Source organism: Streptomyces sp. EDA2-14, assembly GCF_054963755.1.
The window spans coordinates 24,101-35,583 of the sequence record NZ_JBUEGE010000035.1; the positions used below are offsets into that span (position 1 = coordinate 24,101).

Sequence of the window (11,483 nt, forward strand, 5' to 3'; positions counted from 1 at the left end):
CACGACGTCAGGGACGGAGCGCGACCAGGAGATCAACCACGTACGTCTCCTCCACCTCATCGCGAGGAAAGATCCTGCCCAGCCGCTCACGCTCATCGACGAAGAACGCCTGGCGGTCCGCCTCTTCGAGGACGAGGAACGCCGACCGGCTGCCGATGTTGGCGAGATGCACGTCCAAGGAGACCGTGCGGCTCCAGCGCAGGTGACTGCGCGCAACCCGGAGTCCCGTCAGCCCCGCCAGCCGCAGCGCGTCGCTGTCCGAAGGGCGCACGGCAGACCTTGGCTTCACCCCGCAGTGGTGCGCGATCCGCTCGTGCTGCTCGCGGATCCACGGCACGTCGAAGGCCGTGGTGTTCCACCAGATCGCCAGCGCGCCGCCCGCTCCCAGGACCCGCAACGCCTCCGGGACGGACCGGTCGGGGTCGGTCCACTGCCAGGACTGGGCGTACGTGATGAGGTCGCAGGAGTCCTCGGCCAGGGGCAGAGCGTTGCCGTCACCTCTCACGACCGGAACCTCCGGGAGTGCCCGGTGGAACTCGCCGGCCATGGCCTCACCCGGCTCGACAGCGATCACATCAGCGCCTCGCTCCCGCAGTTGCGCGCTGGCGATTCCGGTGCCCGCCCCGACGTCGGCGACCCGGGCACCCGCCAGGCCACGGCCCGCGAACTCCTCGACGGAGTCGAACAGCGCGGCCGGATAGGAAGGCCGACTCGCCGCGTACTGACGTGCGGCTGCGTCGAAGGACCGGGCGCGGGATCTGGCGTTCATGCCCTCATCATCGCCTTTCCGCACCAGGCATTCGACCGTCACCGACCCGGCGAACCGGTGCGGTCACCACACCGGTTCGCCGAGGACGATCTCCGTGACGAGTTCCCGGATGCGCTGTTCGATCTCGTCGCGGATGGGGCGTACGGCGTCGACGCCCTGCCCTGCCGGGTCCGGGAGTTGCCAGTCGAGGTAGCGCTTGCCGGGGAAGACGGGGCAGGTGTCTCCGCAGCCCATGGTGATGACGACGTCGGAGGCCTGAACGGCGTCCGCGGTGAGCACCTTGGGGACCTCGGCGGAGACGTCGATGCCGACCTCGCCGAGCGCTTCGACCACGGCCGGGTTGACCGTGTCGGCCGGGGCAGAGCCTGCGGACCGTACAAGGACGCGGTCACCGGCGAGGTGGGTGAGGAAGGCCGCCGCCATCTGCGAGCGTCCGGCGTTGTGAACGCAGACGAACAGCACCGACGGCCGGTGTGCGGGGTCAGACACGGGTGGCCTCTTCCTGTCGGACGGCGGCGGTCGCGGCGGGGAAGTAGCGGCGCGCGTACAGCGCCACGTAGACGAGTCCGATCAGCGCCGGCACCTCGATGAGCGGCCCGACCACCCCGGCGAGTGCCTGTCCGGAGGCGGCGCCGAAGGTCGCGATGGAGACCGCGATGGCCAGCTCGAAGTTGTTGCCCGCGGCGGTGAAGGCGAGCGTGGTGGCCCGTGGGTGGTCCAGGCCGACGGCCCTGCCCAGCAGCATCGATCCGGTCCACATGAGCGCGAAGTAGACCAGCAGTGGCAGCGCGATGCGGACCACGTCCACCGGCCGGCCGGTGATGGCGTCGCCCTGGAGCGCGAAGAGGATGACGATGGTGAACAGCAGTCCGTACAGGGCGAACGGGCCGATGCGCGGAATCAGCCTCGCCTCGTACCAGGCGCGGCCCTTGGCCTTCTCGCCGATGCGGCGGGTCAGGTATCCGGCCGCGAGCGGGACGCCCAGGAAGATGAGCACGCTGCGGGCGATCTCCCACACGGACACGTCCAGGCTGGTCTGTTCCAGGCCGAGCCAGCCGGGCAGCACCTGGAGGTAGAACCAGCCGAGCGCGGAGAACGCGATCACCTGGAACACCGAGTTGAGCGCGACGAGCACGGCGGCGGCTTCGCGGTGCCCGCAGGCGAGGTCGTTCCAGATGATGACCATGGCGATGCAGCGTGCGAGGCCGACGATGATCAGGCCGGTGCGGTACTCGGGCAGGTCCGGCAGGAACAGCCAGGCCAGGGCGAACATGAGGGCCGGGCCGACGATCCAGTTCAGCAGCAGCGAGGGCAGCAGCATGCGCCGATCGCGGGTCACCGTGTCGAGTCGGTCGTAACGGACCTTGGCCAGCACCGGGTACATCATCACGAGCAGGCCCAGCGCGATCGGCAGGGACACCCCGCTCACCGTCACCGTCGCCAGTGCGTCCCCCAGGCCCGGGATCAGGCGCCCCAGACCCAGACCGACCGCCATCGCGGCGAGGATCCACACGGCCAGGTAGCGGTCCAGGAACGACAGCCGCCCGGCCACGCTCTGTTCGGGTGCGTCCATGCTCACGAGCCGGCACCCGCCGTCTCGCCACGGCTGGGCAGCGGGGCGCCGGCCGGGCGGGTCAGGATGCCCGCGAGGCGGTCGGTCATCTCCGGCAGCAGCCAGTAGTAGACCCAGGTGCCGCGCCGCTCGCAGTCGATCAGACCGGCCTGCCGCAGCAGCTTGAGGTGGTGCGAGATCGTCGGCTGCGACAGGTCGAAGGCCGGAGTCAGGTCGCACACACAGACCTCCCCGCCCGCCTGCGAGGCGATCATCGACAGCAGCCGAAGCCGCACCGGGTCTCCGAGCGCCTTGAAGACCGCGGCCAGCTCGACGGCCTGTTCCCCGTCCAGTGGCGCAGTCAGGAGCCCCGGACAACACCCGTCGGTGTCACCGCCCTGCCCCAGCACCACAAGCTCTTGATTCGACATTCTTCTATATTGACAGCCACCGATGCAGAGCGCAATGTTGCATTGACGGACATCAATACAGGATGCAGTCGATGGAGGTACCCCCATGTCCCGCGCACGGCTCGCCCTGCGTGTCAGCGATCTGGAGGCGTCGATCACCTTCTACTCGAAGCTGTTCGGCACCGAACCGGCCAAGCGGCGCGAGGGTTACGCCAACTTCGCCATCACCGAACCCCCGCTGAAGCTCGTCCTCATCGAGGGGGAGCCCGGCGAAGACACCCGGCTCGACCACCTCGGTGTCGAGGTCGATTCCACGGACCAGGTCACCGCCGCCACCGACCGGCTCAAGCACGCCGGCCTGGCGACGTTCGAGGAGAACGACACCTCCTGCTGCTACGCCCTCCAGGGCAAGGTCTGGGTCCACGGCCCCGGTCAGGAGCCCTGGGAGGTCTACGTGGTCAAGGCCGACGCCGGCACCCTCGGCAAGAGCGCCCGGGTCGAGCCGGAGTCGGCGGGATCGGCATGCGGCTGCGGCTGACCCCACCGCGGAGGTGGCACGCACCCTCGAAGATCACTGTGGCGAGGATCCCACGTCCCGGTCACCCATTGCGTACGCAACCGGTTGCGGCCTAGCGTGACGGATGCCCCGACGGGCCGGTGAGTGCCGTACGCGTGCACCCGGACCGTCGGCCGCCTCAATGCAATAAACGAAGCAAGGTGTGCGATTCAGTGTCCAGTGCGACTGGTGTGACAACGTTGTCAACTGCGAATGGAACCCGCGGCAAGGCCATTGGCGTGGCCATTGCCGCTGCCGTCGGAGGGTTCCTCTTCGGCTTCGACTCCTCCGTGATCAACGGCGCGGTCGACTCGCTCACGGACCAGTTCACGCTGGGCTCCTTCATGTCGGGCTTCGTCGTCTCGATCGCGCTGCTCGGCTGCGCCGCGGGAGCCTGGTTCGCCGGACGGCTCGCCGACCGTTTCGGCCGGCGCACGGTGATGGTGATCGGGGCGGTCCTCTTCGTCCTCAGCTCCGTCGGTACGGCCACGGCGTTCAACGTGCCGTCGCTGCTGGTCTGGCGCGTCGTCGGCGGACTCGGCATCGGTGTCGCCTCGGTGATCGCGCCGGCCTACATCTCCGAGATCGCACCGGCCAAGGGCCGCGGCGCGCTCGGGTCGCTGCAGCAGCTCGCGATCACCATCGGCCAGCTCGTGGTGCTCAGTTCGAACGCGGTGCTCTCGCACTGGGCCGGTGGCCCGTCGCGCGAGCTGTGGTGGGGCATCGAGGCGTGGCGCTGGATGTTCCTCGTGGGTGTCGTGCCCGCCGTCGTGTACGGGGTGCTCGCGCTGCTGATCCCCGAGTCGCCGCGCTATCTGGTCTCCCGCGGACGGCTCGACAAGGCGGCGGCCGTGCTCGGCCGGGTCAGCGGTGAATCGGACCCGCAGGCCAAGGTCGCCGAGATCGAGCGGACGATCTCCGCGGAGCACCGCCCGTCGTTCGCCGACATCCGCGGCAACCGCTTCGGCCTGCACCCGCTGGTGTGGGTGGGCATCATCATGGCCGCGCTGCAGCAGCTCATCGGGATCAACGCGATCTTCTACTACTCGACGACCCTGTGGCACTCGGTCGGATTCAGCACGGGGGACTCGTTCATCACCTCCGTCATCACGGCCGGTATCAACGTGGTCATGACGGTCGTCGCGATGCTCTTCGTCGACCGTGTCGGACGGCGTCGCCTGCTGTCGATCGGCTCGGTGGGCATGTTCATCGGCCTTCTCATGGCCGCTGTCGCCTTCTCGCAGCAGCACGGCAGCGGCACGAACGTGACGCTCCCCGGTGCCTGGGGGCCGGTGGCCCTGGTCGGCGCGAACGTGTTCGTGATCTTCTTCGCGCTCTCCTGGGGTCCGATTCTGTGGATCATGCTCGCCGAGATGTTCCCGAACCGGATGCGCGGCTACGCGCTCGCCATCGGTACGGCGTCGAACTGGATCTTCAACTTCGTCGTCACCTTCTCCTTCGAGCCGATGACGAAGCACGTCGGCCTGTCCTGGCTGTACGGCGCCTTCGCCTTCTTCGCGGTCATGGCGTTCGTCTTCACCCGGGCGAAGGTTCCCGAGACCACGGGTCAGGAACTGGAGGAGATGACCGGCGAGGTGCACCAGCAGCACGCGCCGGCCTGACGCCGAGGCGGCACGACGAAGCGCCCCGGGACGGATCCCGTGATGTCACCGCACCGCGTCGAACTCGGCCGGGATGGGCCCCTGCACGATCTGGGCGGCCAGTTCGGTGAGTTGTTGCCGTCGGGAGCGGGCGAGGCCGCGTAATCGGGCGAATGCCTCTTCCATGGTGACTCCCAGGTGGGAGGCGAGCATGCCTTTGACCTGTTCGATGACGAAGCGCGATCGCAGGGCGGTCTCCAGCTGGTCGGCGATTCCGTCCTTGCCGAGACTCGCCTGCCGTTGCCGCAGGCGTTGGCCTGCGGCGTCCGCCAGCACCTGGGCGAGGCCCAAGTCCCCCTGCGTCGGCGCGGTGTCGCTGCTCATCAGGTTGAGGGCGCCGATCGGGTGCTGCGCGATGCGCAGGGGCACGGCGGCGACGCTGGTGATGCCGGCAGCCAGGGCCCGCGGGGTGAAGCGGGGCCAGCGAGGGCCGCCGGGGCGGTCGGACCGCAGCACGACCGGGGCCAGGGTCTGGCCGGTTCGGGTGCTGTCCATGCAGGGGCCTTCGCCCAGTTCGAGCTGGTCCTCCTCCAGGCGTCGGCACGTTTCGTCGGAGGCGGTGACGTAGTCGACCCGCCCCCTCTTGTCGAGGACCGTGATCCCGGCCGAGCGGACGCCGAGCAGAGTGACCGCGTGCGTCGTCAGGTCGTGCAGCAGTTCCAGGACATCGAAGCCGTCCGGCCGGGAGAGCAGGTCCAATACCGCCGCAGCGATGAGCTGCTCACGTTCGGTGGTGGGCATCGAGACGTCCTTCGCTCCTGCCGGGCCTGGAGGCAAGCCGCGTCAAGGCCGGTCGGCCCGCACGGAGACCGGTGCACTGCCCAGTGAAGCCGTGTGACTACGCTGAGGTACAGGCAGAAAACGCAAGGAACGCCGCCGGACGTCCGGGAAACGAACAGGCTCCTGCGTCACGAACGAGCCTCGCCCCGCCCTCGCGGTGCTCAGCCCGACTCCCGCTCCTCCAGCCCGCTGAGCTCCGCCGTGAACTGCGCACCGGCGAGCAGCGCCAGGTTGGACAGCCACAGCCAGATGAGGAAGACCACGGCGCCCGCCAGCGAGCCGTACAGCCTGCTGTAGGTGCTCAACTGCGAGGTGTAGAAGGCGAATCCGGCGGAGGCGCACAGCCACAGGAAGGCCGCCAGGGCGCCGCCGGGGATGCTGTGGGCGCGCACCCGCGCCTGAGTGGGGCCGGTGCGGAAGACGATGACGACGAGCAGCGCGACCACGCACAGCAGCATGGGCCAGCGCAGCAGGGTCCAGGCCCACGCGGCCGCGGTGTCGAGACCGAGGTAGCGGCCCATCGTCTCGGCGACCGGACCGGTCAGCAGGAGCACCAGGGCGCTGAGCACGAGGATGCCGAGCAGGGCGAGCGCCGTGCCCAGGATGCGGTGGGCCTTGTGCCAGGTCGAGCGCCGGTCCGCCACCCGGTGCATGCGGTGGACCGCCCGACGGAACACCGCGAGGTAACTGGAGGCGGACCACAGCGCGCTGACCGCGCCGACGCACAGCAGGGTCCAGGCGGCCGTGCCGTGGTGCAGCGCCCGGGACAGCACGTCGTGGAGCTGGCTGCCGGACTGCCCGGGAGCGTAGGCGGTGACGTGGGCGACGAACTGCTCGGCCGTGTCCGGGCTGATGAGGCTGAACGCCAGGGAGATCACCAGCAGGGACGGCAGCACGGTCAGGATCGCGTAGTACGTCAGCGCGGCCGCGGAGTCCGACATGTCGTCGCGCCACATCGACACGGGGGTACGGCGCAGCGCGGTGCGCCAGGCCGACATGCGGCTGACACCTCCCGAGGGGAGGGGGCCGGGGCCCCGCTCGTGCGGCGTGCCGTCGAGAGCGTGTGGGTCAACGGACATGCGGCCTGCGGTGCGAGCGTGCGGAGAAGCGAATGTGCATGCGGAAACGGTACGGGGCGAGAGTGTCCCTTGTGTCGTTCGCGATCCTGGTAAGTGGGGGGAGGACGGTGGAGGGTGTGGTGTCGTGGTGAAGACGTACTCGCACCACCGCGTCGAGCCGCCCCGTCCGGGTCCCGCCCCGGACCCGGGGTCGGCAGTGGGCGACACCGTCGACGTCCTCCACGAGGCCGGCCAGTGTGTCCTCCAGGGCGCGGGTGCGCAGGTGGCTCCGCGAAGAGGGCAGGGCCACCAGGCGTCGGCTTCCCGTGCGCAGTTGCCGCGCGGCCCACCAGGCGAGCAGGACGGCGGCGACGACCGATGCGGTCATGACCGTGGGCGTCCACCATTCCTGGCCGCGCACCGAGGCCAGGCGCTCAGGGGGCAGGAGCGGGGTGTGGGGGCCGAAGGCGGACCGCCATGACGTGCGTCCCAGGCCGAGCCAGCCGCCCGCCGCCACGGCGAGCAGGCCTGTCAGGCCCAGCAGGGCCCGGTTCAGGATCGTACGGCTACGGGGCATCAGTGGCACGACCCTTCTGCTGAGGTGACTTCTCCACCGGTGGGGTGGCGTCGGGGGACTGCCGGCCTTCATCGGCGTCGTCCTGGCCCGTCCCGGCGGTCCAGGCGCTGTCGGCACGGACCTTGACGCGCACTCTGGGCGGGCGCCGCAGGCGGCAGCCTTCGAGGACTTCGCGTGTCGCTGCCTCGGCGGCGCGTCGGGCCACCGCCCCGTCTCCGAAGGCCAGTTGGGCGCGGACGACGACACGGCGCCGCCGCACCCGGACGCGTACGGTGCCGACTCCCGCGACGTCCCCCACGGCGTCACGCACCACGAGGGCGATCGCCGTGCGGTCCATGGCCGCCCGCAGCGGTGCCGCGGGGGACTCCACGGTGAGCAGTCCGCGGCGTCCCGGGCTGACCGCCAGGACGATCATCAGGATGCCGAGGACGACGAGTGCCACGGCGCCGATGCCGACGAACGAGCTGTCCGGTCCGTGTCGCTCCAGCCAGTGGACCGCATCGGTGCGCCAGGCGGCGGCGGGACGGTGTGCCAGGTGCACCCCGGCCATGTCGACGGCGAGTGCGCCACAGGCGACGGCGGCCACGAGGGCGAGCAGCGCCGTCGGCAGCCTGCGCGGCGACCACCAGCGCAACGGCGTGCGTGATGCGCCGGAGTCCCCGTCCGCGGCACTCGCGTCGCCCGCCGCGACGGACTCCGCCGCGGGCCTTGCGGCCGGTACGGGGAGGAGCCCGGTGACCTGGACCCGTGCCGGTCCGACGTGAAGACCCGTCAACTCGTGGGTGCGGGCGGTGACATGGTCCTGGATCAGGCGGGCCGCTTCGGGCAGCGGTGCCGGGAACGGCAGCGCCACCTTCACCCCGACGTCCGCCCGGCGCCCGCGCACGGTCGCGGAACCCACCCCGGTGCGCACGGGCGCCGGCGTGGCCTCACCGGCCGCACGCCCGGCGATCTTGCGTACGGCCTTGTCCGAGACGACCGTCGTGCCACGCTCGGCGGCCTCGGTCATCGACGGCCCCGTTCCCAGCTGTCGCGCAGGTCCTGGACACGCCCGCCGGCGTCGAACCAGTGCCCGGCCGCCCCGCCCAGCGCCCCGAGGACCGCCACGAGCAGGAACGCCCCGAAGCCCCCGAAGAACCCTGCGAAGGCCAACGCCATCCCGGCGAGCATCCCGGTCGTCGCTCTGCTCACTGCCACCTCACCTCTACTCGGCCGACGCCACCGGGCCCCGGCCGCCAACGTCGGCCCCTACGCACGACACGTACGACACACACGACAGGTGCGACCCACCGGTCACTCCACGCGGTTCTCCGCGGCGGGAGCCTCGTCGTCCTCGGGCAGGTGGACGTCGTTGATCGTGACGTTCACCTCCACCACCTCCAGGCCGGTGATGCGCTCCACCGCGGAGATCACGTTCTCGCGCACGTCGCGGGCCAGGTCCGAGATCGGCACCCCGTACTCGACCACCAGGTCGATGTCGACCGCCGTCTGCCGCTCGCCGACCTCGACCTTCACACCCCGCCCGACGTTCGGCCGGCCGCCCGGCACCCGGTCGCGCACGGCGCCGATGGTGCGGGAGAGACCGCCGCCCATGTCGTGGACGCCGGGGATCTCACGCGCCGCGATACCGGCGATCTTCACCACGACGACATCGGCGATGGACGTCCTGCCGCGGTCGGCGGCGAGCTGGTCGACGCCCGTCGCGCCACCGAACACCGCCGTCGTCTGCGCCGGACGGCCGACCCGCTCCTGCGGAACCTTCTTGGTGTCCGGTGCGGTCTGCGCGCTCGTGCTCATGGCGTGTCCTTCTTTCTGCGGTCGGTCGGATGTTCTTAGGTGGATAGACCCGCCCCGGACGCATCTGTGACGCGACAAGAAGAAGAACTTTTCCGAGGAGCCCCGACCGGGGCTTCGTCGGCCCGGTCGCAGGGGACCTGAAGTTTCCGCGTCACAAATGCGGCGCACGTGTGTCCAACGGTCAGGAAGAGACGAGAGGAGCCACTCAGTGGCGGGTGCCCGCAGAGATACCGCACCGCCGGAGGGCGGGAGCGCGACCGATGACGCGCTCCTTGCGGTCCGGGCGGCGGAAGGGGACGAGGACGCCTTCGCCGTTCTCGTCCAGCGGCACGCTCCTGCGCTGTTGCGGCTGGCCACGCGGCTGCTCGGCACGCGCACCGAGGCCGAGGACGCCGTGCAGGACGCCCTCGTCAGCGCCTGGCGCAGCCTGCCCGAGTTCCACGGCTCGGCGTCGTTCGGCACCTGGACGTACCGCATCGTCACCAACCGCTGCCTGAACATCCTGCGGTCCCGCAGGCCGGTCGTGCCGCTGGAGTCGGCGGCGGACGTGGCCGCGCCCGAGCACTCGGTGTCACCGGCCCGGATCACCGAGGCCCGCTACGCCGTGCGCGAGCTGGGCGCGGCCCTCGACCAACTGTCGGCCGAACAACGCGCGTGCTGGGTGCTGCGCGAACTGGACGGCCAGCCCTACGACTTCATCGCGGACGCGGTCGGGATCAGCCAGGAGGCTGTCCGCGCCCGTGTCTTCCGTGCACGACGCAGCCTGACTCAAGCACTGGGGGCCTGGCGATGACCGCTCACACCGACCCGCCCAACACGTACTCCGAGGGCGCCGACGACGAGCAACTGCCCTGCGGCCGCCTGCTGTCCCGGGTGTGGACCGAGTGGGAGGAGGGCTCGGACGACCCGCACCTCCAGGAGTGCCCGCACTGCCGGGCCGCCGTCCAGGACCTCGAACAGCTGGAGTCCGCGGTACGCGACCTGCGCAGCGAACCACTGGACGACACCGGCCACGACACCGCCGCGCTGACACGCCGTGTCATGGACGTCGTACGACTCGAACTGCGTCCCGGCCGACCGCTGCCGCTCGGCGAACCCGACGAGGAGCTGTGGGTCATGGAGGCGGTCGCCGCACGGACCCTGCGAGCGGCCGCGGAGAGCGTGTCCGGGGTGCGGGCCGGTTCCTGCCGCCTTCGGCCCCTGCCCGGCCCGGACACACCGGATCGGGTCGAGGTCGGACTGGAGATCCACGCACCCTTCGACGCGGCCCTCCCCGACCTCGCGGAGGACGTCCGTACGAGGGTGTGGGAGGTCGCGGACCGCGACCTCGGCATGCCCGTCGTGGCCGTGGACATCCGAGTCACCGACCTCATCGACAGCACGGCCGATGGCCAGGAAGGCCGAGCCTGATGACCAGGACCAGCATCCCCGACCACCTCACCGACGACATCGCCCGCGCCGTGGCCGACGTGCCCGGTGTCGCCTTCCTCAAGCCGGACCTGGCCGGGCGCCTGCGCTCCGCGCTCGCCCGCCCGGCGCCGTCCGCGGGCGGAGGGTCCTCCGGCGTGCGGCTCACCCCTCCGCAGGGCGCCGACGACCCCTGGCGCATCGAGATCCAACTCGTCGCGCTCGCCCGGTCCCGCACGGTGGACGTCGCCCGCGCCGCGCGCCGTACGGCCGAGGAACACCTGGCCAAGGCGGTCCCGGCCCAGAGCGCGCGGGCCCGGGTCACCGTGACGGTCACCGGCCTGGTCTGACACCACTGGCGGGAATCGACCAATCCGCCTTCCCTTCCACCCCGGATTACGTGTGTCGGGAGTAAAGAAGCTCCCACTGATCGATCGTGGAGGGATTGCCATGCGCACTCGAACCCGTCGTGCCGCCGTCGCCGTCGCTGCTGCCGCCATGCTGCCGGTGGCGCTGACCGCCTGCTCCGACAGCAGCTCCAAAGACAGTGGCTCCGACAGTGCCTCCTCCTCCGCGTCCAAGGGGACCGACAAGACGAGCCCCTCGGAGGACACCTCGACCATGAGCAAGCCGTTCGGTGCGGCCTGTTCGTCGGTGCCCAAGGACGGCAAGGGGTCCTTCGAAGGGATGGCCAAGGACCCGGTCGCCACCGCCGCGTCGAACAACCCGGCCCTGTCCACCCTCGTCACCGCGGTGAAGAAGGCCGGGCTGGTCGACACCCTCAACAACGCCAAGAACGTGACCGTGTTCGCGCCGACCAATGACGCGTTCGCCAAGATTCCGAAGGCGGATCTGAACAAGGTCCTCAACGACAAGGCGCAGCTCACGAAGGTCCTCACGTACCACGTGGTGGGCG

At 70.5% G+C, this 11,483-nt stretch carries 16 protein-coding genes; 6 read left to right on the forward strand and 10 right to left on the reverse strand.

Annotated features, from left to right (window positions below):
- Positions 1-7: 7 nt before the first annotated feature.
- The 4 genes from ACY34M_RS41175 to ACY34M_RS41190 all read right to left on the reverse strand — a co-directional run bounded on the left by ACY34M_RS41175 (position 8) and on the right by ACY34M_RS41190 (position 2,752).
- Positions 8-769, reverse strand: a complete 762-nt coding sequence (locus tag ACY34M_RS41175) for a class I SAM-dependent methyltransferase (protein WP_462723815.1) — start codon at positions 767-769, stop codon at positions 8-10.
- 63 nt (positions 770-832) lie between these two features.
- Positions 833-1,258, reverse strand: a complete 426-nt coding sequence (locus ACY34M_RS41180; protein ID WP_462723814.1) for an arsenate reductase ArsC — start codon at positions 1,256-1,258, stop codon at positions 833-835.
- A complete protein-coding gene (gene arsB, locus ACY34M_RS41185) occupies positions 1,251-2,342 on the reverse strand; it encodes an ACR3 family arsenite efflux transporter (RefSeq protein ID WP_462723841.1) in 1,092 nt (363 codons plus the stop codon). Before arsB ends, ACY34M_RS41180 begins: the two co-directional genes overlap by 8 nt.
- A gap of 2 nt (positions 2,343-2,344) precedes the next feature.
- Positions 2,345-2,752: an ArsR/SmtB family transcription factor gene (locus tag ACY34M_RS41190; protein ID WP_462723813.1), complete on the reverse strand. Its 408-nt coding sequence runs from the start codon at positions 2,750-2,752 to the stop codon at positions 2,345-2,347.
- Between the two features lie 85 nt (positions 2,753-2,837).
- Here ACY34M_RS41190 and ACY34M_RS41195 point away from each other — a divergent pair, with 85 nt between their 5' ends.
- Both ACY34M_RS41195 and ACY34M_RS41200 read left to right on the forward strand, forming a co-directional pair.
- Entirely contained in the window at positions 2,838-3,269 is a 432-nt protein-coding gene (locus tag ACY34M_RS41195; protein WP_462723812.1) for an ArsI/CadI family heavy metal resistance metalloenzyme, read from the forward strand.
- A 209-nt stretch (positions 3,270-3,478) separates the two neighbouring features.
- Positions 3,479-4,909 (forward strand): sugar porter family MFS transporter, encoded by a 1,431-nt coding sequence (locus ACY34M_RS41200; protein WP_462723840.1) that lies wholly within the window; start codon positions 3,479-3,481, stop codon positions 4,907-4,909.
- 45 nt (positions 4,910-4,954) lie between these two features.
- On the opposite strand, the gene ACY34M_RS41205 is transcribed toward ACY34M_RS41200, so the two are convergent.
- From ACY34M_RS41205 to ACY34M_RS41230, 6 genes are all read right to left on the reverse strand, one after another.
- On the reverse strand, positions 4,955-5,689 hold the full coding sequence (locus ACY34M_RS41205; RefSeq protein WP_462723811.1) for an ANTAR domain-containing protein: 735 nt from the start codon (positions 5,687-5,689) through the stop codon (positions 4,955-4,957).
- A 200-nt stretch (positions 5,690-5,889) separates the two neighbouring features.
- Positions 5,890-6,726, reverse strand: a complete 837-nt coding sequence (locus ACY34M_RS41210) for a YihY/virulence factor BrkB family protein (protein ID WP_462723810.1) — start codon at positions 6,724-6,726, stop codon at positions 5,890-5,892.
- A gap of 70 nt (positions 6,727-6,796) precedes the next feature.
- Positions 6,797-7,363 carry a hypothetical protein gene (locus tag ACY34M_RS41215; RefSeq protein ID WP_462723809.1) on the reverse strand — a complete coding sequence of 189 codons (567 nt, stop codon included), beginning with the start codon at positions 7,361-7,363 and terminating at the stop codon, positions 6,797-6,799.
- The gene (locus ACY34M_RS41220) at positions 7,353-8,372 is read right to left on the reverse strand and encodes a DUF6286 domain-containing Asp23/Gls24 family envelope stress response protein (protein WP_462723808.1); all 1,020 of its coding nucleotides are present in this window, start codon (positions 8,370-8,372) and stop codon (positions 7,353-7,355) included. The genes ACY34M_RS41215 and ACY34M_RS41220 overlap by 11 nt, the downstream gene beginning before the upstream one ends.
- Complete coding sequence (locus ACY34M_RS41225; protein ID WP_462723842.1) at positions 8,369-8,554, reverse strand: hypothetical protein; 186 nt, start codon at positions 8,552-8,554, stop codon at positions 8,369-8,371. Before ACY34M_RS41225 ends, ACY34M_RS41220 begins: the two co-directional genes overlap by 4 nt.
- Before the next feature lie 102 nt (positions 8,555-8,656).
- Positions 8,657-9,160 (reverse strand): Asp23/Gls24 family envelope stress response protein, encoded by a 504-nt coding sequence (locus ACY34M_RS41230; RefSeq protein ID WP_462723807.1) that lies wholly within the window; start codon positions 9,158-9,160, stop codon positions 8,657-8,659.
- A gap of 208 nt (positions 9,161-9,368) precedes the next feature.
- Here ACY34M_RS41230 and ACY34M_RS41235 point away from each other — a divergent pair, with 208 nt between their 5' ends.
- From ACY34M_RS41235 to ACY34M_RS41250, 4 genes are all read left to right on the forward strand, one after another.
- On the forward strand, positions 9,369-9,953 hold the full coding sequence (locus ACY34M_RS41235; protein WP_462723806.1) for an RNA polymerase sigma factor: 585 nt from the start codon (positions 9,369-9,371) through the stop codon (positions 9,951-9,953).
- Complete coding sequence (locus ACY34M_RS41240) at positions 9,950-10,570, forward strand: Asp23/Gls24 family envelope stress response protein (RefSeq protein ID WP_462723805.1); 621 nt, start codon at positions 9,950-9,952, stop codon at positions 10,568-10,570. Before ACY34M_RS41235 ends, ACY34M_RS41240 begins: the two co-directional genes overlap by 4 nt.
- On the forward strand, positions 10,570-10,917 hold the full coding sequence (locus ACY34M_RS41245) for a hypothetical protein (RefSeq protein WP_462723804.1): 348 nt from the start codon (positions 10,570-10,572) through the stop codon (positions 10,915-10,917). The genes ACY34M_RS41240 and ACY34M_RS41245 overlap by 1 nt, the downstream gene beginning before the upstream one ends.
- A gap of 100 nt (positions 10,918-11,017) precedes the next feature.
- Positions 11,018-11,483, forward strand: a 466-nt coding sequence (locus ACY34M_RS41250) for a fasciclin domain-containing protein (protein ID WP_462723803.1), incomplete at its 3' end; no start/stop codon positions are given.